The following is a 25,880-nucleotide window of genomic DNA, read 5'->3' as shown; positions in this document are numbered from 1 at the left end:
GCTCACACATCACGGATAGATGATCAGTCGCTCTTCGATGCCAACCAACGCTCGGCATCAAGGGCCGCGCGGCAACCGGAACCGGCAGCCGTAATCGCCTGACGGTAGGTGTGATCGACGGCGTCGCCACAGGCGAAGACACCTGTTGCAGAGGTGCGCGTTGATGGTTCGTCGACCACGATGTAGCCGGCGTCGTCCAGTGCGACGTCCGTAGCGAGGAACGACGTGCGTGGCAGGTGACCAATCGCCACGAACACACCATTGACATCAAGGTCGGACAGCGTGCCATCAACGGTGCTCTTCAAACGCAGGCCCGTGACCTCGTCGGTACCCAGGACCTCGTCGACGGTCGAATTCCACACGAACTCAATCTTCGGGTTTGACTTCGCACGGTCAGCCATCGCCTTCGAAGCGCGAAGCTCATCGCGACGGTGCACGACGTACACCTTGGAGGCGAAGTTCGTCAGGAACGTTGCTTCTTCCATTGCCGAGTCGCCACCGCCGATAACGGCCAGCACACGATCCTTGAAGAAGAAGCCGTCGCAGGTTGCGCAGTAGGAAACACCGCGACCCGACAGCGAATCCTCGCCCGGAACATTCATGTGACGGTACTCAGAACCGGTCGCCAGAATAACAGCCTTCGCGTACAGTAATTCGTCGTCGACGGCCACAACCTTCACATCACCCGACAGGTTCACCGCGGTGACATCCTCGTAGCGAACGTCCGCGCCGAACTTTTCTGCCTGCTCACGCATGTTATCCATGAGCTCGGGCCCCTGAATACCTTCGGGGAAACCGGGGAAGTTCTCAACCTCAGTCGTCGTCATCAGAGCGCCACCGGCAGCGAGAGCTCCAGCGATCACGATTGGCTTCAGGCCGGCGCGAGCCGTGTAAATGGCAGCCGTGTAACCGGCAGGACCAGAACCAACGACGATGACATCGTGAATGGTCGCATCTGCGGGAACCTCACCAGACGGGCGGGTTGCCGGTGTGGTCGAAACGGTCTCGACCTCGGCATCAACCGTGTTCACGGCCAGCAGGTCAGACGTCACTGTAAATTCCATCATTACCTTTCGAAAAGATCGCCAAAAGTGTCAGGCTTCAGGCACCTATTGACCCTCATCAGTCAATAGTGCGCTTTGCGGAAATCGCTACTGAACGCTGAGTTCGCTCACCCATGCCCAGTTGTCACCGTCGACCGAAGTCGGCATGGTCGCGAAGGACAGAGCAATCTGCGACGTGGTGACGGGTTCAGGAAGGGTGATCTCCGTTGTAGGACTCAACGCCCCGCGAGCCAATTCTGTTCCTCTCCGAGGAGCATCGGCATCCGTGACGTTGCGCACGACCAGTTCACCACCGGACGTGGACGGATCCATGTTCAGCGTGATCTGAGAAACCGTTGCTTCTGCAGAGAGCTTGATAATGATGGTGACAGTGTTGTCGTCAGTGAAAGAATTCGTGTCGTAGTAGCGAGAGTGCCACGTGGTTGCTGGGTCGCCGTCAATCATGTTGACCGCAGTATCCGGGTGATCGCCGTCATCGTTTGACCAAGACAGAACGGATACGGAAGAAACAAGCGGAGAAGTCGTTCCCTGCATTGCCGATTGGTCGTCGGATTGGATGTGGTTTGCCGATTGTGCGTCTGCGAGCGACTGCGCCAAGTCAGGCGAGCCAACGGGTTTCAGCAGACCCACCGTGCCGAAGATCGCAGCGAGAATAGTCAAAACAGCCGCGAAAACAAGAGTCGGCTTCGTCGGATCAATCAGCCCTCGCTCACGCTGAGGCTGGTCCTCTTCACCCGCGGAGGCCACAAGAGCCAGATGGTCTGTGGGACGCTCAACAATCGGGCCGGGGAAGGAAGTCGTCACATCGGCCTCGGGTGCCAGTGGCATGTCAACGGGTGCCACCAGCGGGGGAATGCCCGTGGAGTGCTTCGATGTGACAGTCTTGTCAGCCTTTTCGGCTTCGTTGTTTTCCTCATTGACGAGGCTGCCTTCATCGTCGTTCCCCCGATCTTCTTCAGGGGCGGAAGGCATGGATGAATTATCTTCATCGGATTCGTCCTGAGCGCCTTGGTCGAGGTCGCCGTCTTCGCCAGACTCAACAACGTCATCTGTCGCTTCAGGTGTCTTCGAAGCGGACAACTTTGCTTTGATCGTGGCGATCAGGCCAGCAAAACCCGTGAGCGCCACGCCGCTTTCAGTATCAGATTCTTCATTTTCCGATTCGTCAAAACTCTCGTCGCTCGACTCACGGTCTTCTACGTCAGTGTCGTCTTCAGCGTCCTCATCCTGTTCGGACTCAGCATCGTCGGCGCCATCAGAGACATCATCGATTTCTTCGACGCGCTCCTCATCCTGATCAATGCTTTCCGGTTGCTCGCCTAGGACAGGTTCTTCAGGCTCATCGATAACGACCACATCATCAAACTCGGGTGAATCCGCATCGTCATCGTGGCTTTCATCAAGCTGGACGTCTGAAGAGTCGACCACGGCCTCGTCCCCATCTTCCACTTCAGAATCATCAGACTCAGGGTCTGCCAGAATCTCGTCGAACGAGGGGAGAGCGGCGGCCAGCGCAACAGCAATCTCACGTTCGGCTTCGCTCAACTCAGGGTTGGGCGACGCAAGAGTGGGTGAGTTTTCAGACGACGTACCGTCCGACAATTCATCGTGATCGGGCTTGCCGTCCGTGCTCATGGGGATCCTCCGTTGAAAAAGTACGAAACTCAATCCATTATCGTTGAAGAAGTCGATTTCGGCTGTATTGGCGTGGCAAGGATGTGCCGCAAAACCAGTGGAACTCGCAACCTTTGAAGTAGCGGAGTGATTGTGCGCGCGCTTGTCGACGGCGAAATCAGCTTCAGAACAACCATGTACACAATCGACGCGACCAGTGAAACCATGATCAGCTTCAACGAAGCGCCACCAAAACGAAGCAGGGTCGATGAAGTCTGGGTCTGCGCTCCCACCAGCTTTAGTGCGCCGAATGAAGACAGCGCCGCCAGCACGGCAGAAACCACAAACGCGCTGTAGGAACGCAAAAGCAAGGCACGATCCACGTAGGAATTACGACGCGACACCCACGCCACCGCAATCACGCCCTGGACAATGCGACACGCCGTTTCACCAAGAGCAGCGGCAACAACCCACCACTTAGCACCCGTCATCGCATACATTCCCCACCCGACGATGACCTGAAGAATGGTCGGACCAATACCCATCAAGAACACTGGTTTAACGTCTTCATAAGCGAAGAAAACACGTTGACTCATCAAGACCATGCCCGTTGAGGCCACACCCGGCATTAAAGCAACAAGGACCCAGGCATACGCGGTGATCACTTCCTGGTTCGTCTTTGAGTACAGAACCATCTGCATCATCGGCACCGAACCAGCCATTAGGATCGCAGCCGCCAGCAGAGTCAGGGACGTAATCGTTTGGACGCCCAGGTGGTAGCTCGCTGCCACGGAACGATCATCATCATCGGCGACCGCCCGCGCCATTTGAGTGAAGATCGCTGTTGTCAGCGACACCGTGATCAGCGACTGCGGAACCATGAAAATCATGAAAGCGGTTGCGTAGGCGTTAATACCGACGAGCACACCGTCATGCGTCTTCGCGTACGCATCGGCCAAAGCGGCCAAGTTATTCGTCGACAGGACACCAATCTGGCTGACCCCCAGCGTCGCAAACGTCCATCCGGCCACCTTCGACGTGGAGCCAAATGACGTGCCTCGGAAATGGAAGTCAGGCTTGAAATGAACGCCCGATCGTTTCATCGGGATGAACAAGACAAGCGCCTGAGCAATCACGCCCAGCGTCGCCGACCCACCCAGTAGCCAGAATTGTGTCGCGGAAAGATCCTCGACATTGATGCGTCCTTCGGTGCCACCCCACAAAAAGAGGAATGCACCCAAACCGGCGATACCAACAACGTTATTCACCACCGGCGCCCACATGTAGGGGCCGAATACGCCACGCGCATTCAGTAGCTCACCCAGCAGGTTGTACAGGCCGTAGAAGAACAGCTGCGGTAAACAGAGCAAAGCGAAAAGAATCGCCAACGTGCGAGTTTGAGCATCGTAGCCGGCCGCCGTGATCACGACCAACAGCGGAGCGGCAATCATCGCCACGATCGTCACGATAAACAGAAGCGTCCCAGCAAGAGTGAGCAGACGATTCACATAGGTTTGACCATCATGCTTCCGCTTCAGTGCTCCAACGATCTGTGGAACAAGAACCGCATCAAAAACGCCGGACGCTAAAAGATTAAAGACTGTGTTCGGCAAAGTATTCGCCGTTTGGAAGGCTGCAGATACGCCACCGCCGGCTGCTCCAATCGCAGCAAGAAGCATTGCCGAACGAACAAACCCAAGGATTCGCGACACCATCGTGCCCGACGCCATGATCGCGCTGGCCCTCAGGATGGATCGGCTCCGAGGCTCCTGAGGCGGTTCAACCGAAGAGTTCGACTCGGTCATTTGTTCTCCTCTTCTTCGCGCCCAGCACGGCGCTTGCGTACCGACCTGACTAGGCCGATCACAAACAGAAGACCAAAAGCAATCGCAACCGTAATAGTAAAAGCATCTTCCCAGCCGGCACGCATACGAACAAGAACATTATCCGAAATGGTAAGAAGCGTGCCGTCGGCAGTATTGATTTGGTAGGTGACTTCAATATCGCCCGAACCGATGGCACTCACGGGAACGTTGACCGCGGTGACCGTTCGCGCAGGAATGGTTGTGATCGCGGACTGGCGAACCTTCAGCCTGGGATCGGATGGGTTGATCGTGACCGTCACATTCACGTCCCACGCCAAATCATTACGAACACGGATCGGAAAATCCGCGGACTTGTTAATCAGATTCACCGTGTCTGAAGGCACCAGTGACACCAGAGAGCGGAGGTGCGACACCTTCGCGCTGAACTGGGATGCGCGCGTCACCTGCTCATCGGCGCTGATCGACGCACTCACCGTCGGCAAAATATCATCGTGGAGAGTCGCGTTGACCGCCTTCGGGTCAGACGTTGAATCCGCAAAAGACTTCAGTTGTGCCAGTGCATCGCCAAGCGTTGTTAACGCTGCGCTTGTTTCAGCCGACAGCTGACCGGGTCCAACAACGAAACGCTCAACGTCAGTCACCTGCGACGACGCGATCTGGCTAAACGACGTGGGCTCAACCCACCGCTGTTGGAGCAAAGAATTCAGACGCTGAACAAGCGAAGCAGACGGGGTCAATGTGCGCGACGCCGTCACCTCAACCGTTCGAGACACACTGGGACGCTCACGCGTAATAATCGCAGACACGCCAGCAAGTGCCTGGTCAACATCAAGAGCGTCCGAGCTGGTCGACACTTCCCAACCCAGCAGATCGTTCAACGTCTTATTCGTTGAAAGAACAGTCGCCGTCGAATCCGTCGCCCCCTGCGTGGACGTTTCACCCGTCGAATAATTCACTTCAACGGGAGCAAGGGACGTAAACGACACCTCGGGGTCCGGATCCAACGCACCGCCCGGAGCGATCGTCACCTTATCGGAAGCCAAGGCCAGCCCGGTCGTACTGAACGTTTCAGCTTTCGGCCACTCCACATTCTTCACAATCGTTGCATTCGCGTGGGTTTTTGACGCCTTCTGCGCAGCACTTTCGTTCGAGGACTGAGAATGTGAACCGTTTGGCTTACTTTGCGACGCCAAATCATCCCGGGTTTGGGTAGCCCCCGACTGGTCAGAGCTCTGCGATGTCGCGCTCTGCGGGTTGGATTCGGCTAAGTCGGTAGACGCGGCCTCGTACCCCTTAATCGCGACGCCGGTTGCGCTCCACCCAGCTGCTTCCACCGACGTCGGGAAGGATTTGATCGACGCGGACATCAGCGCAGACAGCTGATCGTTTGCCGCCAACGCAACCACGCCGGGATCGGCATCCCCCGTGGGAAGCGCGATGATTTCACGTTCAGCCACCAATAGCTTCGATGCGAACAATCCGTCAGCATCCGCCTTCGAAGTCGACGTGTCACGAGTTGGACGAGGAATCACCGTCGAATCAAGAGCCAGCGTCGTACCCGGAATCTGAGCAATCTCAGTTATCGCCGAACGCTCTTTCACGGTATTGCTTGAATTCGACGCGGTCCACGGAACAACAGCGTTCACCCGTGTGGGCTGGACTTCCTGGCCGGAATCCCAAATAAAAATCGTACGATCCGCGCCACTGCGATCCCCCGACAGCACGTCGACGCCGAGGGCTCGCGGACCCCACTCATAGGACGAATACAGGTCGAGGCGATCAACTGGAATATGAACCTCGAAGGGGATGGTCTGCCCGCCGGGAATGTCCGTGCTGGTTTCTTCGTAGCTGATCAGACGCCCAGGACGCGTCGACGCATCCAAAGAATCAGCGAGTTCACGAATACTATCGGCCGGACCAAATGCCATCGAGACCATCAGCAAAGGGGCGGAAAGCGCTTCATCACCGGTGTTCGTGATTGTGCCTGAAACAACCAGCTCGCTTTCGTTCGTCAGAATCTTCGGGCTGAGCTGGTCGATCGACACGGTCAAGCCGTTCGATGATTGCGATTTGGCAAACAGGTCCGGGACAGTTGCCTGCGTTCCACCTGCCGTTTCATCGCCGAACGAGGCCGGTGCGACCACACTGCTTTCAACCATGGCAAGGCCGGCAAGGGTGGCGGTTGCTAGGGCGACGCTTCGGATACTCGTGGCGAAGAGCCGACGGGCGAAAAGTCCGTGCCTCATCTATTGCCCCTGATAGAGAAGATCAAGGGCCAGAGAAACGATGCGACGCTCATTCGGGTAAGCGAGCTGGTGAGGAAGATCTTTCAAACGAACCCATGCGGCAGCTTCCGCTTCGTGATCAGGGTCATTTTCAACCGTGATTTCGCCCGAAACGTACTGCATCAGGTAGTGGTGAACGACCTTATGAACCCGGCGTTCATTGCCTGAGAACCAGTAGTCGATGCTGGTCAGGTGAGTCAGAATCTGGCCGTGGATACCGGTCTCTTCCGCTACTTCACGAAGAGCTGCCTGCTCGGCCGTTTCCCCGGGTTCAATGTGCCCCTTCGGAAGACACCATTCGATGCGACCTGAACGATTCCTTCTGGCAATCAACGCGGCGTAGGGAATTCCATCCACAACGTCAATGACGATGCCACCGGCCGACGTTTCGGATGAAACGGGAAGATGCGATGTTGACGAATGAAGCTGGCGCGTATGACGAATCGGGGGTCGCGGGACCCCCTGTCTGTGATTCGTCGGACGCATAGGCATACGTCCACTTTAGTTGTCCGATGGCAACGTTTTGTGACAGACCGCCCTTGTGTGCAGACTCGTCACCAGATTCACGCGCTTCTTAATGGCAGTTTCCCGCCAAAACGTGGCACGCTTAGGGGTGATGAGTGAAAAGACGACACTTTCGAATCAGCCTAACTCGCGCCCTCACGCACGTGTATATGCGGATATCTCTGCTCGCGATATTCCATCGCTGATGGTGAATGCTCGAAATGCCTTCGCCAATTTGCCATCGGAGATTCTTGAGCTTGGACGCGTTTTTGAAGATGCAGGAGAAGAGATCGCCCTAGTCGGCGGTCCGGTTCGCGATGCCTTTCTGGGTGTGGACCCGCATGATTTTGACCTGACAACGTCTGCGCGCCCAGATAAGACCGAAGAACTTCTGGCCATGTGGGGCGACGGCGTATGGGATATCGGCAAGGAATTCGGAACGATCGGTGGACGCCGTAAGAATGTGGTCGTCGAGGTCACCACGTATCGTACGGATTCGTACGAGGTCGGTTCACGCAAACCAGAAGTTGCCTTTGGGGACACTCTGGAAGGCGACCTGACCCGTCGTGACTTCACCGTGAATGCGATGGCGATGCGTCTGCCGTCCATGACGCTTGTTGACCCGCACAACGGTTTGGAAGACCTCGCGGCCTCGCGCCTGCGTACGCCGGTGACAGCTGAGCAGTCCTTTGATGATGACCCGCTCCGCATCATGCGCGCTGCGCGTTTCAGCGCTCAACTAGGTATCGACGTTGACATGGATGTCATGGATGCGATGGAAATAATGGCGTCCCGTCTTGAAATCGTGTCAGCAGAACGAATTTGCGCCGAACTGCAACGTCTGATCATTTCTCACTGGCCTAGGCGTGGCCTCGAATTGATGGTTCACACGGGAGTTGCCAAGATTGTCCTGCCGGAACTCGCCGCGCTGGTGGAAACTGTGGATGAGCACAACCGCCACAAGGACGTCTACGAGCACACTCTGACCGTCCTCGACCAGGCGATCGCGTTGGAGACCGGCCCGGATGGTCCAGTGCCCGGCCCCGACTTCATCCTCCGATTCGCGGCGTTGATGCACGATGTGGGCAAGCCCGATACGCGCGTTTTCGAGAAGAACGGGACCGTCTCGTTCCACCATCACGAAATCGTGGGTGCGAAGATGACGCGTAAGCGTATGCGCGCTCTGAAGTTCGACAAGGCGACAACCCAGGCGGTTGAAAAACTCGTGTCTCTTCACCTGCGTTTCCACGGGTACGGGGAAGTAGCCTGGAGCGATTCGGCAGTTCGTCGCTATGTTACTGACGCGGGTGACCAGCTTGAACGTCTTCATCGTCTGACTCGCGCTGACTGCACAACGCGTAATCGTCGTAAGGCAATGATGCTGTCAAGCGCCTACGACGATCTGGAAAACCGTATCGTTGCTCTGCGCGAGCAGGAAGAGTTGGACGCGATCCGCCCGGACTTGGATGGTGACCAGATTATGGAAATCCTGGGATTGCGTCCGTCACGTGCGGTCAAGCTCGCGCGCGACTATCTGATGGAGTTGCGTCTGGAGAACGGCCCGATGGGTGAAGAGGCGGCAAAGGCAGCTTTGCTCGACTGGTGGTCTTCGGAAGAAATCCGCGAGATTGCAGCGGAATATCAGGCTCAGCAGGCGCACTGGGAGTCGCTTGTTGCGCAAAAGCGAGCAAAGAAAGCTGCTGCGAAAGCGAAGCGACAATCTGAGTTGGCAGATGAGACAGTGCCAACATCAGCGGATTAAGTTTCGCCCTAGTTGCTGTTTGAGTGTGCGAACTACGAGGTCTTAACTGCATCTCTTCACTGTGCAACCTCGGCCCAAAAGCTCAGGGATTCCATCTTCCATGTGACGGGGGCAATCACCTTTCTTGTTGGGCGCGAATTATCTCGCGTGAGACTCAAGATGATTCGGTTGTCCCCGTCACTCTTCACGCAGATTCTCAGGTTTTCTGCCTAGGCTGGTGGTAGAACTGTCCGACGAAAGGCTCAACCGTGGCACAATCCACCGGTCATAACCCGGGCTCACCTCTGCCGAAGCGCGCTGATTATGCGCGTCAGCGTCGCGCCGCGCAGGAAGTGGCCGACCGTGAAGCGGTAGCGAAGGCCCGTAAGCGTCAGTCGCAGCCACCCAAGCAGGCGCCTCAACCGCCTCAGCGTCGTTCGGTGGGCGCGCAGGCGAGCCAGGGGTATTTTGCTCCGGTCACTTCTGCCACCGCCCGCCCGGCTTCTGCGTCTTCGGCTTCCGCTCAGTCACGAGGCCAGTCAACCAAATCAAAACCCGTGGCGAAGAAGAAGTCCGGGTGGGGTCGACGCATTGGCCTGACCATTGTTTTCGCGTTCTTGCTGTCGGTGATTGCTGGCGCGAGCCTGTTCCTTTACATGTATTCACGTGCGACGATTCCTGCCGCATCTGACTTGGCGCTCGCTCAAAAGACGAGCATCTACTATTCGGATGGCACGACCAAGCTCGGTGATCTTGGTGAAGTGAACCGCGAGATCATTGATACGACCACGCTTCCTGACTATGTCGGCAAGGCAATTGTCGCGTCGGAAGACCGGACCTTCTACACCAATTCGGGCGTTGATTTGAAGGGTATTGCTCGCGCCCTGTTCAACAACGTCACAACGGGTTCACGTCAGGGTGGTTCAACGCTGACTCAGCAGTACGTTGAGCGCTACTACACGGGCGAAACCACCTCGTACAAAGGTAAAGCAAAAGAAGCGGTCCTGGCGATCAAGATCAATCGTGAACAGTCCAAGGACGAAATCCTGGCAAACTACATGAATACGATCTACTTTGGTCGTGGCGCATACGGTATTGAAGCGGCAGCAAAGGCTTACTACGGTCATTCGGCTGCTGAAATGACGTTAAGTGAAGCAGCAATGATTGCGGGCATTATCCCAGCGCCTTCCGCGTGGGATCCTGCAGTTGATGCAGACCAGGCGAAGACTCGCTGGGAGCGCGTGCTCAACCTCATGGTCGAAGATGGCTGGATTTCGCAGGCGGAAGCTGATGAGGCAACCTTCCCTGAAACCATCGACCCCGCAACTTTGGAGACTGAATCAATGAGTGGTCCCAACGGCTATCTGATTCAGCAGGTGAAGGAAGAACTGCTCGCCACGGGCGCTTTCACGGAGGAAAGCCTCGACGAGGGTGGCTTGAAGATTACCTCCACCATCGATCAGACGAAGCAGGATCAGGCGGTTGCAGCCGCTCAGACGATGTCGTCGGTCAGTGGTTGGGATCCGGCGACAATGCACGTTGCCCTGTCGTCCATTGACCCTGCAACGGGTGAGATTGTTGCTGAATTTGGTGGCGATGACTACTTGGCTCGTCAGCAGAACGCTGTGACGCAGGATATCGCGATGGCCGGCTCCAGCTTCAAACCGTTTGCGCTCATCGCAAATGCGCGAGCCGGCGGATCTGTCTACGACACATACAGCGGTTCTTCTCCGCAGTCGTTCCCCGGGCTGCCCGAACCCGTTCAAAATAATGCGAACGTGTCTTACGGCAAGATCAATCTGATCACTGCAACCGAGTATTCGGTGAACACCTCGTTCGTCGCCTTGAACAAGGATATTGGTCCGGCTTCCACGATGCAGGCAGCCATTGATGCTGGTATTCCCGAATCTACGCTCGGCTTGGAATCGAGCCTGCTGAACGTGCTTGGCTTCGCATCACCCCACAATATTGATCTAGCAAGTGCGTACGCGACGATCGCCAATGGCGGACAGCGCATGACCCCGCACATCGTTCGTTCCGTGGCTGACTCAGCGGATAACACGATATTTACGACGACCGTTGAAGCTCGCCAGGCATTCTCGTCAACCGATGTGTCGGCAATTATGCCGGCTCTTCAGGCCGTGACCGCTTCGGGTGGTACGGCTGAAACGGTGTCGTCCACTCTGCCAGGTTTTACGACTGCAGGTAAGACGGGCACGTCCAATGACCAGCTTTCAGCCCAGTTCATTGGTTTCGTTCCAGAATTGGTGACCGCTGTTTCGATGTATCAGTCGGACGAAGAAGGCAACGCTGTGTCGCTGGCGAATATCGGTGGCTTGGACCAGTTCCACGGCGGTGACTGGCCTGTGACCGTGTGGAACACATACATGTCGGCGATTTCGTCGACGCTCAGCCAACAGACCTTCTCTTGGTACGTTGCACCGAAACGCAAGTCGAATCAACAGAACATGAGCCAGAGTGGTGCGCAAGCTCCTCAGACTGAAACTTCGGAGCACTCGACCACTGAGTCGAATGACACCCAGGGGCAGACCACGGAGCAGACTCCTGCCCCTGCAACTCCGAGAACCGATCAGCAGAACCAGAACGGGACTGACAATTCCGGACAGAACCAGGGTGGCGGTCAGAACGGTCACAATGGGCAGAATTCTGAGCAGCCTGCGGATAATCCGTAGTCCAAGCATCTAGCCGGTAAAACAGCGGTGGGGCCCTACCAACTGGTAGGGCCCCACCGCTATGTGCTGGCTGTTTACTTCACTCACTCAGCGGTCAAGTAAACAACCGGCGGATGCCAATCACTCAGCGACAACGCGGACCTTGAGGTTCGCGGAAACTTCCTGGTGGAGGTTCACTGAGACGGTGTACTGACCAACGGACTTGATCGGGGCTGCGATGATGACACGACGACGATCGATGGTCTTACCGAGCTGTTCCTTGACGGCGTCAGCAATCGAAGCTGCCGAGACTGCACCGAATAGGCGACCGGACTGGCCGACCTTGCCGGAAACGGTGATGGGCTCTGCTGCCTGAAGGACGTCGCGGAGTTCGCGAGCATCGTCGACAGTTGCGATCTCGTGGCGACGACGTGCAGCTGCGATCTGATCGATCTGCGACTGTGCGCCCTTCGTCCACTTGGTCGCGTAACCGCGGGGAACAAGGTAGTTGCGTGCGAAGCCAGCCTTGACCTCGACGACCTCGCCTGCGTTGCCAAGGTTGGCAACATCGTGGGTGAGGATGAGCTTAGTGGTAGCCATAATAAGTATCCTTCCCCGAATCAGCGGCCGGTCGACGAGTAGGGCAGAAGCGCCATTTCGCGGGCGTTCTTCACTGCGCGGGCAATGCGACGCTGCTCCTGGACGGAAACGCCAGTGACGCGACGTGCACGGATCTTGCCACGGTCAGAGATGAACTTACGCAGAAGCGCAGTGTCCTTGTAGTCGATCGATTCGATCTTGGCCGACTTCAGCGGGTTGGCCTTTTTCTTGATGGGCTTATTGCGAAGTTGAGGCTTCGCCATGATGGTCTCCTTGGATCCGGACGGAATGTTCCGCCCAATTCATGTGATGTCTATGTGTCTGATGTGGGCCCGTGGGCCACCAATCAGAACGGGGGTTCGCCGAACGAGTCACCCTGGGAAGTGCCCCACGGATCATCGTTCGCGCCACCCTGAGGTGCGCTGTAGCTGGCTTGGTTCGATACGTATCCGCTACCGGACTGACCGGCGTTACGGTTTCCACCCTGGTATCCGCCACGTCCTTGGCCGGAGCCGGAACGTTCCTGACGAGTCACCTCGGCGCGGGCCCAACGCAAGGATGGGCCAACTTCTTCGACGCGGAGTTCAACGACGGTGCGCTGAGCACCCGTACGGTCTTCGAAGTTGCGCTGAACCAGGTTGCCCTGGACGATGACGCGCATGCCCTTACGGAGCGATTCGGAGATGTTCTCTGCGAACTCGTTCCATGCGGAGCAACGCATGAACAGGGTGTTGCCATCGCGCCACTGACCAGACTTTGAGTCGTACTGGGAGGGCGTTGAAGCAACGGTGAAGTCGACAACGGCTTGGCCGCTGTTAGTGAAACGAAGTTCGGGGTCAGCGGTGAGGTTACCGACGATCGTGATCTGGGTATCTCGTGCCATGTCAACTCCTAATGACGGTGGTGGAAAATCGAACTGAACTCAGTGAGCGTCGGGGCGCTGGAGCTTGGTGCGCAGGATTGTCTCGTCGAGACCCATGCGGCGGTTGAGCTCGAGCGCGACATCGGGAGTCGTGGTCATGTTAATGACAACGTAGATCCCTTCGGAGCGCTTGAGGATGTCGTATGCAAGACGACGCTTGCCCCAGACGTCAATGTTCTCGATCGAGCCACCGTTTGCGGTGACGGGTGCGAGGTACTTTTCCATCGTGGGGGCGACGGTGCGCTCATCGATCGAAGGATCGAGGATCACCATCAGTTCGTAGTTACGCACTGTTAATCCCACCTCCTGTGGTCTTTGCGGTCACGGACGGTCCGTGACAGGAGGGTAATGCGTGTGCATTTGCGGGTTGCAAACGCGTGGAAAGTCGCTACTGGTGCAACGACAATCCAAGACTCAAGATTACCGTCAAAATGAGTCCGCGCGCTAGTGGAGTCAGGTAGTGCTGTGTCACTCACTTCCTGCGATGTGAGTGCTTTACCGGGCCTCGTCAATCACCTATGAGGTAGCTGACATTGAACGCAAGAGCCCGCCTTCGGAAAACCAGGTGCGCCAGATGTTCGCCGCGAATCGCGCACCCAGGTAGACGAGGGCGTAGGCCAGCCAGACTCCCACGACGATGGTCGACGAGGCAGCGCCCGCCTGCCTGAGGTATTCGACAACTCCAAGCGCGGGCAGAAGAATGGCCAGCTGGAGGGGACCCGCAATCGCGAAAAACATGTTGTCACCAGCGCCGAGCAGGACGCCGTCAAGCATGAACACCACACCGCAGAATGGGAAACCAAGCACGGACGCGGCCAGTCCCCACTTTGCGAGCTCATGCATCACCGGGTCCGAACCGAATGTCAGGGGAAGCCAAGGGGACAAGAACGCGATGAGCACGGTCAGGATGAAGCCCACTCCAAGACCCCAGATGGTCAGTACTTTAAGGAGCTCACGGAGTTCGGACGAGGACCCCTTGCCGACCGCGAACCCAACGAGGGACTGCGAAGCGATTGCTAACGAATCAAGGATGAAAGATGCGAGAGTCCAGATTGTCAGGACCACCTGGTAGGACGCGACTTCGCTGGCACCAAGATGGGACACCGGCCAGATCGTTGCGAGTCCAGCGACGCGCAGAGCAACACCGCGGACGATCAGTGGGGCGCCTTCAATCGCTGCGTGCGCGATGCCTGAGGCGTCGGGGCGAAGGGTGATCTTTTCGGCTCGAGCATGCGAATAGAGGATCGCAACATACGCGCTCGCCATGCCGATCAATGAAACCGAGGTGCCGATACCGGAGCCTGCGACACCCAACTTGAAGCCGTACATCAGCGTCGCGTTCAAGGCGATGTTGACGAGTGTGCCGACAGCGGTGACGATCAGCGGTGTGCGCGTGTCCTGAAGGCCACGCAACATTCCGACTACGGCGAATCCGACCAGGGTGCCGATCAGGCTGGGAGCTGACGCGATCAGGTACATGGTCGCCTGATGGGAGACCTCGGGATCTTGGGTCAACAGACCCACAAGGGGCTTCGCGCTGGCAATGAGAGCGACGGTGGAGAGGATGCCTAGCCCCAGCGCCAAAATCGTGGCGTTCATGCCTTGTGCAAAAGCGTGCGCTCTATCCCCCGAACCGAGCGCCCGAGCTGTTAATGAAGTTGTGGAATACGCCAGAAAAACGAATAAAACAATGACTGTTTGCAGGATCTGGGAGGCTACGGAAAGCCCTGCGAGCTGCTGTGTTCCCAGGTTTCCCACCATTGCAGAGTCGATGAAAGTAAATAGGGGTTCGGCGATGAGAGAACCGAGAGCGGGGATTGCTAAAGTGAAGATTTTCCGCGTAATACTGCGGTATTTATGGGGTTGGATCCTGCCGTTTTTGAAGGGGGTTTCGGCTTTTTGGTCGGATGGTGTGGAGGGTGAAGACAGTGCCGCCGAAGCCTCAAGTTGGGGTTGAGAGTTCGATGAACCTTTGGGCGTGTCGTCCACTATTTTTCCTTCACTTTGTTTTCCACAATCTGTGCACATATCTGTGGACAACGTATACCATTGCTTTCGGTAAATCGCGCCGAAAAGACTTGTGTAGCATTCTTCAACAAGTAAAACTATCCACATACTGTCCACACCATGCTGTGGATAACACGCTGTATTGTCCACACCTTTTCCGCACGTTATCCCCATTCAAGTTCACCTTGAGAGTGGGCAGAACGTCCATGCGGGGTTATGCTCGCGAGACACCGAAGTATCACGATACTGGCGTAAGGAGAAGCAGTGGCAGAAGAGTTTGATCGCGTCCAACCGCATGATAACGAAGCTGAAGTTGCTGTCCTTGGCTCCATGCTCCTGACCGTTGACGCGATCGTTGATGTCACCGAAGAGATTCGTGGATCTGACTTCTACTCGATGAAACACGAGATTGTCTTCGATGCGATCGTTGAACTCTTCGGACAAAACCAGGTTGCCGATCCCATCACGGTGTCTGACAAGCTCCAGCACGATGGCACTCTGACAAAAATTGGTGGCAGGCCCTACCTGCACACATTGATGGCATCGGTTCCTACTGCCGCCAACGCCGGCTACTACGCGCGCATCGTTCGCGAAAAATCCATTATGCGACGCTTGGTCAGTGCCGGAACGCGAGTCGTTCAATTGGGATACTCCGAAGAAGGCGCGGAAATTGATGAGCTTGTCGATCAGGCTCAACAGGAAATCTTCGCCGTCGCTACCGACCGTGCATCCACCGACTACGTGTCGATGAACACGATGGTGAATTCGCTGGTTGAACACCTTGAAGCCATTCAAAAGAACGACGATCTATTCGGTGTGCCCACCGGCTTTACCGACCTGGATGACCTGACGCAGGGCCTCAAGGGTGGTCAGATGATCATCGTTGCAGCCCGACCGGCAATGGGTAAGTCCACATTCGCACTGGACTTCTGTCGCTCGGCGTCAATCAAGCACGACATCACGTCACTGATCTTCTCGCTCGAAATGAGCCAGCAAGAAATCGCCATGCGTATGGTGTCCGCAGAATCCGGCGTACCACTGACAAAGATGCAGAAAGGCACCATGAACGATGACGATTGGCGCAAGGTCGCCAACACCATCGGCAAGGTCGCACAATCTCCCCTCTACGTTGACGACTCCGCCAACATCACGATGACGGAAATTCGTTCAAAGTGCCGTCAACTCAAGCAGGAACAGAACCTTGGATTGGTCGTCGTTGACTACCTCCAGCTGATGACAACTGGTGGCAAAGCCGAATCGCGTCAGCAGGAAGTCTCGCAAATCTCGCGAAGCCTCAAGCTTCTGGCGAAGGAAGTCGACGTTCCCGTCGTCGCAGTCGCCCAGTTGAACCGTAAGTCCGAAGAACGAACCGACAAGCGCCCCATGATGTCTGACCTGCGTGAATCCGGATCACTGGAACAGGACGCAGACATCATCATGCTGCTTCACCGCCCCGACTACTACAACGAAGACGATCGTCCGGGCGAAGCAGAAATCCATGTCGTCAAACACCGTGCGGGCGCAACGAAGACGATCACTGCGCTCTTCCAAGGACACCTGGCGCGCTTCGCCAACTACACGCGTCGCGAAGAAGACTAATCGGCATCGGCCCCACCCGTCGCGCGCCACCAACGGTGAATCGAGATGTGTGGGCGAGCGTGGCCTCGTCAATCGGCGTCAGGCGTACCGGCAATCTGCTCGCGCACCTTGCGCATCTGCTTACGCGAGCGACGCGACGTGAATGGGGAAGCCGGGCGCCGGGGAAGCAACGTGTGTCAGGGAAGTTGAAGAGTGGTTCTAGAGAAGCGGAATGCGGACGAGCCGGAAGAAGGCAAACAAAAAGCGCGACGAACTGGCGTCGCGCGACTATGCGGGGGCGCGCCTCTTTGCGCGCCCCGAATTACCTATCAGAGAGTTTCGTTCTGCTGCTGCGAGATTGCGTAGGTTGCGGGAACGAACAGGATTGCAGTCAGGCCGACCAGCGCTGCGATTGCAACGGAGAGGGGGGAAGATGCGGCGAGGGCGCCTGCAATACCGAGGGTTGCGAGGATGACGACTGCGACGACCAGAGCGGTGACATCAGCGGTGGTCTGCCAAGAGGCGCGGGAGATTTCAGACTTGACGATGTGAGCCATGGTGGTTTCCTTTGTTCAGCGCTATGCGAAGCACTGAACATGCCCCGCACGGCAATGTGTCAGTTTCGCTACCGAGGAACTAACCTCGTCCAGCACCATTTAATTTAGCAAAGTGTCGGAAACGTTTCCACTGTTGAGCCTGACATCACATCTTTGACGCAAAGCTACGGCCTGCCAAGCATGTGTGAGGCCAAAGTGCATACAACAATCCCCGAGCTGTAAAGCTCGGGGATCCTCTGTCCTGTTTCGGCTATCTGTGCGCGAGCATGCGATCACGATGATCGCTACCGATCACGCCAGTATGCGCCGAGCAGTGAAGTGAAAACGTAGAGTTTCAGCCGAGACGCTGGATGTTCTCAGCCTGCGGGCCCTTCGGACCTGCGGTGACGTCAAACTCAACCTTTTCGCCTTCGATCAAGGTGCGACGGCCAGACGCCTGAACGATGTTTGAGAAGTGAGCGAAAGCGTCTGCGGAGCCATCATCGGGAGTGATGAAGCCGAAGCCCTTGTCGTCGTTGAACCATTTCACAACACCAGTGGTCATGGGTGTTTCCAATCTGTGTGCGCCCCAAGCAATAAGGAAAGAACTAGGAGCAGTCGTACCGTGCCGAGTTCGGCGACGGCATAGTGACCCAACCTCCTGCACACACAACGAAAAACACTTGGAAAAACGTGGGGTACTGCAATGAAACTGTGTAACTACGCGTTTAACGCTACCCCACCCCCATCAATAAAGTGCTATCGCGGGCACTTTCATGGGGCATGTCATGTAATTGGTTTCGCGCCCACTTTTAGTGGTAGGGGTACGCCGGTGTGCGTGGCCACGTGAATGATTGACGAGACCGTCGACGTCTGCGAACTTCATCTGCGCCCGCAGGGAAACCTCGGGTGTAACGAAAAAGAAGGGAAGAAAAGAGGATGTACTTCACCCAAGGGTGAATATAGGGGGTGCCGGCAAATCTGCCGAAGATAGCTTTTCAGCTAAGAAACACGTGGTGCGCGAGGGGGGAGTTGAACCCCCACCCCATTTCTGGGACACGGACCTGAACCGTGCGCGTCTGCCTATTCCGCCACTCGCGCGTGCGTTGAAAAGATTACGGGCAAAAGTGTGTGCACGTCAAATGGAAGATACTTCCTGTCCAATTATGTTGGAATATCGGGGCGTGCACGCGCGTATCACACCAGCAGGTGCGCTGCGACAATTCCCGTAACGTCGGCTACGACGATGAGGATGACGACGAGGTCTGGCCAGTTCAGTTGACTGCCTTTTCCGCGGGTGAACAGGGTGCCACCGCGAAGACTCATTGCGCGTCCCGTGTCGACGGCGCTTCGCGATGCCGCCGATAGGCACGCCGTGATGATGTCGATCCCGGCTTTCACTAGCGTCGTAAACGATGCTCGCATGAGATCGTTGCCCATCCTGAGGCGCGCAGTGTCTACGACGGCGGATGCTTGATCGCCCAATATGGGAAGCGACTTGAGGGCGAGTGCCATCATCGCAGCCCACTCATCAACGGGAGCACCAATCCACTTCAGTGGATAGATCAGGTGCGACAACGCAGTTGCGAGGCGCGCGGTAGAGAATGTCCACGCCAGCAGGTACGTTCCCCATAACACGAGCAGAGCAAGCACGCAGAGTCGCAGGAAAACCCAGAAACCTCCGCCGATCGACGCGCCAATGAATCCGCCGATCACGCCCGACCAGAACCAGAGTGGGGGAATGCGAACGGCCTTCGGTGGAACGCGTGAGATCACGGTTGCCAGGATTAGGGGGATAGCGACCAGTCCAAGCGTCGGCCACTTCGGCCATACGAGCAGGAACGATGTGAGTACCGTCCAGCAGACGATCATGACTTCCGGGCTGGTCCGCGTCAGAGGCGACGTCCATGGAAGCGGGCGGGGCAGAGTGAATCCGCTGGGGCGATGTGCCTTACGTGAACGCGCGCGCGTCATCGGATCACCCCCTGGGCAAGATGCAGGTGATTATCGACCAGATCGATCAGCTCATCCGTATCGTGCGAAATGATGATCAGCCCAAGCCCGTCCGCTCTCCGCTTTCTCAACACGTCACTGAGCAAGCGTCGCGATTCGACATCAAGCCCAGCGAAAGGTTCATCTAGCACCAACACTTTCGGGTGTGACGCTAACACTCCCGCCAGGGCGACGCGACGCATCTGACCGCCGGAAAGATCATCAACGTTGCGCGATGCAAGGTCGCCGGGCAGTCCCACTTCGGCCAAGGCTTTAGCGACAAGCTGGTCAGAATCAACCAGAGTCGACGAGGCGCCTCGGTGGCGGCGAGCCGAATCGGACGAGCCGACAGCTGCACCCACTTTCGCGGCCGCCAAAATATCCTTTGCGACCGTTGGACGTTGTAGTTGTAGGCGCGCGAACTGTCGCGCTAACCCGACGTCACCCACTCGAAGAGAAACAGGGGAGCCACCAAGCGTGCACTCGCCCCACGTTGGTCGCATCAACCCGGTTAGAATCCGTGCCAAGGTGGACTTGCCTGACCCGTTCTCGCCGGTGATCAGTAGTGCTTGACCGGGCGAAACAATAAATGAGACGTCACTGAGAACCGTGTTTTCCCACGGGGATCCAACATCGTAGGCGTGCCCGACATTCTTCACCCACAGGTGGTCAATTGACCCGCCCTGATAGGGCTGAGGAACTGCAATGCTCCGCTCAATAACAGGTGTGACCTGCGAGTACGTATCTTCAAGAGGGTCGGGTGCATCAGAAGTATCGATGTGCCCATCGCGCAGACGAATCAGCGTGTCAGCACTACTTGCTTCGGTTGCATCGTGCGTAATATGAATGACGGACGTTCCTAAAGCGGGCAGACCATGCAGAACCTCAAGAAGCTCGCGCCGGCCAGGCGAATCAATCATCGCCGTGGATTCATCGGAAATGAGCACGCGAGGCTTACGCGCAAGAGCACCAGCCAAAGATAGGCGCTGTAACTGACCGCCGGACAAACGTCGGGGAGAAGCATCTTCAAGACCCTCCAAACCGACAGTGTGAAGAAGCTCGGGAAGGTCCAGCGAAGCACGCTCATCGTCACTCATTCCCCATGCAATATCCTCGGCCACCGTGTCACCGAGGAACTGCAACTCAGAACGTTGAGCGACAACAGCAGTTCCGGCCTCGTCCCCCAAACCGACACCACCAGGTCGAATCACCTGCCCGCTTGTCGGTTGCGCGCCAGCGAGGACAAGGGAGAGGGTGGACTTGCCGGATCCGTTCGGGCCCGCGATCACCGTGAAGCCATCACTGATATCGAGGGTGATCCCTCGCAAAGCCGGAGTATCAGACCCCGGGTAGGTGAAGGTGACATCACGCAATGAAATAGGGAACGGGTCGGGGGTAGTCGGGGTGTCAGTGCGCTCGCGGTTTGCCGTGTCCACCAACGGATCCCACGGCGCAGTAATCGTGATACGACGTAGAACCTTCATCGTCAGCCAGTGAGCAACTAGCGTCAACACAAAAATGCCAAGAGCTCCAAGGGGTGGAATCCAGTAGTACCAGTGCTCAATCCAGGTGTTGATGATTGCCTGAACGGCGTCCGTTTGTGGTGCCAGCGCGGGAATCTTCCCGATCAGGGCAATGTACCCGTTGGTCGTTGTGCGCAGTGATTCAAGGACGAGGTTCCGCGATTCAGAAAGTACAAGAAGCAGGAGCCATGTGAGGGCCCCGCCTGCGATGCCAAGCAACAGTGCCACGCCGTAAACGAAAGCGCGGTGGGCTTCTTTGCGCGCGAGGTAGCCGACAACAAGGCCGACGGCGACAGCCTGAGCGACGGTCTGCGCGCTTTGGATACCGCCGACTGCCAGTGACATCAAGATCGTGATGAGAGCGGTGCCAAGGCTGGCGCGCGGGCGCATATGGGCGGTGATCATCGCAATCGGGATTGTTGACCCGATTGTGAAGAAGATGGAGAGCACGGGTATGACCGTTCCTGCGAGTCCGAGTGCAATCGACAGTCCCGCCAGAATGCCGCCGGTTGCGACTTCTGCGGGGGCTAGGGGAGTGCGCCGTTTACTCATGGTTTAAGTGTGCCTTGAACGGGGCATTTGTGCGCAGTGGGCTAAGCACGCCCGCGGATATCGGTTATTTGTTAACAATTTCAGCGTTGTTGTTCGACCAGCAGATTTTCTGTGACGGGCAACATAAAATCGGCATGACGGTCGGCATTTTCAAAGACAACGAGGTCTTCATCCCATGAGTCGCTCTCATCACCTTCATCATTCGCGCCACTCACATGTGGAAGTGAATCCGCGTTCTGCCCAGAACATGACTACGCGCCAAAAACCGAAGAAAGAAAACGGGATTAGCCCGCTGAAACTCTTCGGACAGATTAGCGCAGCAATCGCTATCATCACCTTCCTATTCGTGCGTCTTCCCGGGCTGGAAGTCGAAGGCTCGCGTATGTTCGGCATCTTTCTTGCCGCGATCCTCCTCTGGGTGACCGAAGCGATTCCGCTGGCAGCGACTGCGACGCTGGTGATTTTTCTCGAAGTTCTTTTCGTGTCCGACCATGCGATTATTCCCGTCGGTGAAGAAGCACCCAAATACACCGTCTTCTTCGGAGCGCTCGCCAACCCTGTGATCATCCTGTTCTTGGGTGGTTTCATGGTGGCCGATGGCGCGGCGAAATATAAAGTGGACCGCGCGCTTTCAGCTGTCCTGTTGAAGCCATTCCTGGGCAAACCACGCTTGACGGTCATGGGCGTCATGCTCATTACCGCTCTGATGAGTATGTTCATGTCGAATACGGCAACGACCGCCACGATGTTCGCGGTCATGATGCCGGTCATCATGGCGTTGCCCGAAGGTAAGGCAAGAACAGGCATTGCACTGTCGATCCCCGTCGCCGCCAACGTGGGCGGTATGGGAACGCCGGTCGGTACGCCCCCGAATGCAATCGCCCTGGGCGCACTGCAGACTGCGGGTATTTCCGTGACGTTCCTTGACTGGATGATCGCCGCTGTTCCGTTGATGCTGATTGTTTTGGCGGTCTCGTGGTTGTTTATTTCGTGGCGCTACATTCCCAAGGATGCGCAGTTCGACATTGATATGACGGCCACGTTCGATATGTCGCGAAACGCGAAGATCTTCTATGTCGTTTCGCTTCTGACGATCCTGCTCTGGATGACTGAATCGCTCCACGGTGTGTCGGCGAATATCGTTGGTTTCTTCCCTGTCGTTGCACTGATGGTCTTTAAGGTTATGAGCGGTGACGACCTTCGAGCCCTCGACTGGCCTGTGTTGTGGCTGGTCGCAGGTGGTATCGCTCTTGGGTCCGGCGTTGGTAACACGGGCTTGGATAAGTGGATGCTTGGCTCTATCCAGTGGGGATCGATCCCGACGATCATGCTCCTCTTGGTGCTTGCCCTGGTTGGTTGGGTGACCTCGAACGTTATTTCGCACTCTGCGTCGGCAAACCTCTTGATTCCGATGGGTATGGGCTTGGCTACGACGATTTCAACGCCGGCTACCGAAATCGCTATCGTCTTGGCACTCGGTTGCTCGTTGGGTATGTGCCTTCCGATTTCGACTCCGCCGAACGCGATCGCCTACTCGACGGGGACAACGCCGACTCGCGAAATGGCGATCGTTGGCATCGTTGTTGGTGTCTTGGGCGTCGTCCTGCTCTCTTTCGTTGCACCGCTAACGTGGGGCGCACTCGGAGTGATCTGAGATGGTCACCGTGGGTTCTGATTCAGTTCCGCCCGGGGGCGAGGCCCCGCGAGGTCTGCATAATTGTGTGCTGAACAAGCAAGATCCGTGGGAGCGCTCGAATGTCCGCGAAAGAGGGCACAAGCAGGATGCGCACGTCCACATCCTTGTCATCGGTGATGACTCGAGGGGTCTTGCTCGCCAACTGACAACGGATATGGGGATCGCATTCCCGAATCTTTGTCTGGATCGCATCGATTCTGGCGCTGACCTGAATATTTACGATGCCTCCCTGGGCCCGGCTGACCACGTGGTCTTAGGTCTGGTGACGTCCGAAGTCACTCAGATCGATGATCTGCTGGATCAAATGGACGGTCGTCCAATTCTGGAGCCCACCCGCTGGCTGGTGGTGACGGATCAGGACGAGCACACCGACTTGGCACGAGCGACCACGTCCGACCGTTTGGCGTCCGTGATTTCGGTTCCCTGGACTGTTCCGCTTCTTCTGGGCCAGTCATATTCGACGATGGTGGGCCACCTTGAAGCAGACGGTCGAACTGATGACGAGATCCATCTTCTTCTCGGTGATCCACCAGCGAACGCCGTACGCGGTCCGTTGCTGACAGGCCTTGATCACAGCGAGCATGATGTTGTTCGCGAGCTTCTTATTGGCGTTGAAAAGGTTCTGGGTCCCAGACCGCGCCTCGTTATTGAACCAGGAACGGAACTTGCCGTTCAGGGCCAGCCGGTTGGCGCTGTCCACCTTGTGCTCGACGGCGATGTTTCACTGCACCGTGATTCCAATGGCGGGGAAGTCCTTGCGCACCTTGCATCATCCGGCCCTCTCATTGGTCTCGTCTCCCTTGCTCGACGAGAAAACGCATTCTTCACGGCGACTGCAACGTCGACGGCCCGAGTTGTCCGGCTGACCCACGAACAGCTGTCGATTGCGTTGCTTGAAGAACCGTCTCTCGCGACCCCTCTGGCCGCGCTTGCGATTCAGTCGCTGACTCGCAGACTGATGCGCGCCGAAGACCTCCACTTGGAAAACGCGATGCTTGCCGCCGACCTTGAGAGGCAGAAGCAGGAATTGGCGCGCACACTTGAAGACCTTCGAAGCACCAGGGCGGAATTGGTCAATAAGGCGAGGTTCGCGATGCTCGGCGAACTGTCGGCAGGCATAGCGCACGAACTGAATAATCCGATCACTGCGCTGGCGCGCGCGGCAGAACACTTAAATGAAGACATCGACCGTGTTTTGTCTACGTCGCCATCGCTTGAGCCAGCGCGCACGTCCATGCGCTCTGCGTTGGAAGCTCCTCCTCGCTCAACGGCCACGGAACGCGAAATTGTGAAGTCGCTCTTGTCTTCGGCGGGCGGAGACCGGCGCTTGGCGCGTCGCCTCATGCTTGCCGGCGTGACGGAGGCTGCGACGGCCAAAGCTTTGGCGCGCGGGGGAGACGAGGCGCTTAATGTCGTCGAATCCGGTTCAAGGATCGGTTCATCGCTCCGTTCTATTCGCGCAGCCTCTGACCGCGTCATCGATCTGACGAAGTCGCTCAAGGGGTACGCGCGTCCCGACGCGGTAGAACTGCACCCCATCGATGTGCGTGAAGGAGTCGATGACGTTATTCGGTTGACCGGATACAGGATGCGTGACATCGTCGTTACCCGCGACGAGGAAGATGTTCCACCGATCATGGGGATTCCCTCGAGGCTTCAGCAGGTGTGGACCAACATTCTGGTCAACGCTGCCGAAGCGATTGACGATGAGCGCGACGCTATCAAAGATCGGCGAGCGAAAGGTGAAGAATGTGCGCCTGCCCGCGGTGAAGCCCCCGCGCAGATCGACATCACCACCCGGGTTGAGGATGGTCACGTCTGCGTCGTCATCGGCGATAACGGGCCTGGCATTTCGCCGGAACTGGTGGATAAGATTTTTGAACCACACTTCACCACGAAGGCGGGCATGGTTCGATTCGGCTTAGGCATGGGAATGTCCATTGTTCGGTCGATCATTGCCGACCACGGTGGCGAGCTCACCGTTGAATCTCGCCCAGGGCGTACGGTGATGACAGCCCGATTCCCGATGATTGGTGATTCTGCTACTGAGAGTGTCACTGGTACCCATTCTTCTCAGACCGGCGCAGATTCCCCCGCCGACCATTCAACCCACGAAGCGTCCACACCAATGGAGGTAGAACGATGACACTGGCAATTCTGGTTCTCGAAGACGAAGCAGACGTGCGCGACGCGATCGAGCGTGACCTTGAAGAATTCTGGTCGAAGATCAGGCTTGAGGTCGCCGAAGATGCGGACGATGCGTGGGCTGCGGTGGAAGATATCGAGGCGGACGACGATCAGTTGGCGTTGGTCTTGTCGGACCATCGGCTGCCCGGTCGTTCCGGCGTTGACTTCCTCATTGAGCTGACGAAGGACTATCGCTTCGAGCTGGCTCGCACGGTCTTGGTTACCGGTCAGGCTGATCAAGATGACACGATCCGTGCACTGAACGAAGCAGGCTTGGACCACTACATTTCCAAGCCGTGGGATGCAGATGCTCTACGCGCCGTTGTGCGTGATCAGTTGACAAGTTTTGTCCTTGAGGCTGAGGTTGATCCGCTACCGTACATGCCACTTCTCGATGGCGTGCGAATCATGGAGGCTATCCGCTAGTTTCTGTATTCACGAGGCCGGGGCCGGGGGCGTTGCACCCCGGCCCCGCGTCGTTTCAGCTAAGACTGTATTCGTTGCCATTGCGACGAGTTGTGCAGGTGTCTTCTGGCTGATGAGCCCCGTGGAGCTCGGTGTGGTGGGTGCATCCATATGAA

At 56.9% G+C, this 25,880-nt stretch carries 21 protein-coding genes and 1 tRNA gene; 6 read left to right on the top strand and 16 right to left on the bottom strand.

Annotated elements, in window-relative coordinates; genetic code table 11:
- Positions 1-23 precede the first annotated feature (23 nt).
- The 5 genes from trxB to AC5RE1_RS09455 all read right to left on the bottom strand — a co-directional run bounded on the left by trxB (position 24) and on the right by AC5RE1_RS09455 (position 7,275).
- On the bottom strand, positions 24-1,064 hold the full coding sequence (trxB, locus tag AC5RE1_RS09475) for a thioredoxin-disulfide reductase (protein WP_179370090.1): 1,041 nt from the start codon (positions 1,062-1,064) through the stop codon (positions 24-26).
- An 87-nt stretch (positions 1,065-1,151) separates the two neighbouring features.
- On the bottom strand, positions 1,152-2,699 hold the full coding sequence (locus AC5RE1_RS09470; protein ID WP_179370091.1) for a hypothetical protein: 1,548 nt from the start codon (positions 2,697-2,699) through the stop codon (positions 1,152-1,154).
- Positions 2,700-2,728: 29 nt separating this feature from the next.
- Positions 2,729-4,483: a murein biosynthesis integral membrane protein MurJ gene (gene murJ / locus AC5RE1_RS09465; RefSeq protein ID WP_493938783.1), complete on the bottom strand. Its 1,755-nt coding sequence runs from the start codon at positions 4,481-4,483 to the stop codon at positions 2,729-2,731.
- The gene (locus AC5RE1_RS09460) at positions 4,480-6,750 is read right to left on the bottom strand and encodes a DUF6049 family protein (protein WP_493938781.1); all 2,271 of its coding nucleotides are present in this window, start codon (positions 6,748-6,750) and stop codon (positions 4,480-4,482) included. The genes murJ and AC5RE1_RS09460 overlap by 4 nt, the downstream gene beginning before the upstream one ends.
- On the bottom strand, positions 6,751-7,275 hold the full coding sequence (locus AC5RE1_RS09455) for an NUDIX hydrolase (protein WP_006680610.1): 525 nt from the start codon (positions 7,273-7,275) through the stop codon (positions 6,751-6,753). It abuts the gene before it with no gap.
- A 223-nt stretch (positions 7,276-7,498) separates the two neighbouring features.
- On the opposite strand from AC5RE1_RS09455, the gene AC5RE1_RS09450 reads away from it, so the two are divergent.
- Positions 7,499-9,055 (top strand): CCA tRNA nucleotidyltransferase, encoded by a 1,557-nt coding sequence (locus tag AC5RE1_RS09450; protein WP_050998782.1) that lies wholly within the window; start codon positions 7,499-7,501, stop codon positions 9,053-9,055.
- A gap of 248 nt (positions 9,056-9,303) precedes the next feature.
- Positions 9,304-11,727, top strand: coding sequence for a transglycosylase domain-containing protein (locus tag AC5RE1_RS09445; protein WP_006680612.1), 2,424 nt, complete (start codon positions 9,304-9,306; stop codon positions 11,725-11,727).
- Positions 11,728-11,847: 120 nt separating this feature from the next.
- Here the strand turns inward: AC5RE1_RS09445 and rplI are convergent, their stop codons facing one another.
- The 5 genes from rplI to AC5RE1_RS09420 form a co-directional block, all read right to left on the bottom strand.
- Complete coding sequence (gene rplI, locus AC5RE1_RS09440; RefSeq protein ID WP_006680613.1) at positions 11,848-12,306, bottom strand: 50S ribosomal protein L9; 459 nt, start codon at positions 12,304-12,306, stop codon at positions 11,848-11,850.
- A gap of 20 nt (positions 12,307-12,326) precedes the next feature.
- Positions 12,327-12,569, bottom strand: coding sequence for a 30S ribosomal protein S18 (gene rpsR, locus AC5RE1_RS09435; protein WP_006680614.1), 243 nt, complete (start codon positions 12,567-12,569; stop codon positions 12,327-12,329).
- A gap of 83 nt (positions 12,570-12,652) precedes the next feature.
- Positions 12,653-13,189: a single-stranded DNA-binding protein gene (locus AC5RE1_RS09430; protein ID WP_006680615.1), complete on the bottom strand. Its 537-nt coding sequence runs from the start codon at positions 13,187-13,189 to the stop codon at positions 12,653-12,655.
- 39 nt (positions 13,190-13,228) lie between these two features.
- Positions 13,229-13,519 (bottom strand): 30S ribosomal protein S6, encoded by a 291-nt coding sequence (rpsF, locus tag AC5RE1_RS09425; RefSeq protein WP_006680616.1) that lies wholly within the window; start codon positions 13,517-13,519, stop codon positions 13,229-13,231.
- A 225-nt stretch (positions 13,520-13,744) separates the two neighbouring features.
- Entirely contained in the window at positions 13,745-15,256 is a 1,512-nt protein-coding gene (locus AC5RE1_RS09420; RefSeq protein WP_218840470.1) for an MATE family efflux transporter, read from the bottom strand.
- Positions 15,257-15,499: 243 nt separating this feature from the next.
- On the opposite strand from AC5RE1_RS09420, the gene dnaB reads away from it, so the two are divergent.
- On the top strand, positions 15,500-16,834 hold the full coding sequence (dnaB, locus tag AC5RE1_RS09415; RefSeq protein WP_006680618.1) for a replicative DNA helicase: 1,335 nt from the start codon (positions 15,500-15,502) through the stop codon (positions 16,832-16,834).
- A gap of 308 nt (positions 16,835-17,142) precedes the next feature.
- Here the strand turns inward: dnaB and AC5RE1_RS09410 are convergent, their stop codons facing one another.
- From AC5RE1_RS09410 to AC5RE1_RS09385, 6 genes are all read right to left on the bottom strand, one after another.
- Positions 17,143-17,370, bottom strand: coding sequence for a hypothetical protein (locus AC5RE1_RS09410; protein WP_006680619.1), 228 nt, complete (start codon positions 17,368-17,370; stop codon positions 17,143-17,145).
- A 334-nt stretch (positions 17,371-17,704) separates the two neighbouring features.
- The gene (locus tag AC5RE1_RS09405; protein WP_006680620.1) at positions 17,705-17,914 is read right to left on the bottom strand and encodes a cold-shock protein; all 210 of its coding nucleotides are present in this window, start codon (positions 17,912-17,914) and stop codon (positions 17,705-17,707) included.
- A 449-nt stretch (positions 17,915-18,363) separates the two neighbouring features.
- Positions 18,364-18,450: transfer RNA gene (locus AC5RE1_RS09400), tRNA-Leu, on the bottom strand.
- Between the two features lie 96 nt (positions 18,451-18,546).
- Positions 18,547-19,323, bottom strand: coding sequence for a CbiQ family ECF transporter T component (locus tag AC5RE1_RS09395; RefSeq protein ID WP_219585569.1), 777 nt, complete (start codon positions 19,321-19,323; stop codon positions 18,547-18,549).
- On the bottom strand, positions 19,320-21,416 hold the full coding sequence (locus AC5RE1_RS09390; RefSeq protein WP_179370096.1) for an ABC transporter ATP-binding protein: 2,097 nt from the start codon (positions 21,414-21,416) through the stop codon (positions 19,320-19,322). Before AC5RE1_RS09390 ends, AC5RE1_RS09395 begins: the two co-directional genes overlap by 4 nt.
- A gap of 80 nt (positions 21,417-21,496) precedes the next feature.
- Positions 21,497-21,631, bottom strand: a complete 135-nt coding sequence (locus tag AC5RE1_RS09385) for a hypothetical protein (RefSeq protein ID WP_257878460.1) — start codon at positions 21,629-21,631, stop codon at positions 21,497-21,499.
- 32 nt (positions 21,632-21,663) lie between these two features.
- Here AC5RE1_RS09385 and AC5RE1_RS09380 point away from each other — a divergent pair, with 32 nt between their 5' ends.
- Genes AC5RE1_RS09380 through AC5RE1_RS09370 form a run of 3 tightly spaced genes read left to right on the top strand, consistent with a single transcriptional unit; the run spans position 21,664 to position 25,725 of the window.
- Positions 21,664-23,070: an SLC13 family permease gene (locus AC5RE1_RS09380; protein ID WP_179370314.1), complete on the top strand. Its 1,407-nt coding sequence runs from the start codon at positions 21,664-21,666 to the stop codon at positions 23,068-23,070.
- A gap of 1 nt (position 23,071) precedes the next feature.
- Positions 23,072-25,258 (top strand): sensor histidine kinase, encoded by a 2,187-nt coding sequence (locus AC5RE1_RS09375; RefSeq protein WP_219585570.1) that lies wholly within the window; start codon positions 23,072-23,074, stop codon positions 25,256-25,258.
- Positions 25,255-25,725, top strand: coding sequence for a response regulator (locus AC5RE1_RS09370; protein ID WP_006680625.1), 471 nt, complete (start codon positions 25,255-25,257; stop codon positions 25,723-25,725). Before AC5RE1_RS09375 ends, AC5RE1_RS09370 begins: the two co-directional genes overlap by 4 nt.
- Positions 25,726-25,880: the final 155 nt, after the last annotated feature.

The sequence above is a fragment of the Actinotignum sp. usb-actsch-rep-73 genome (assembly GCF_059082735.1).
This window is presented reverse-complemented; position numbering and strand designations above follow the sequence as displayed.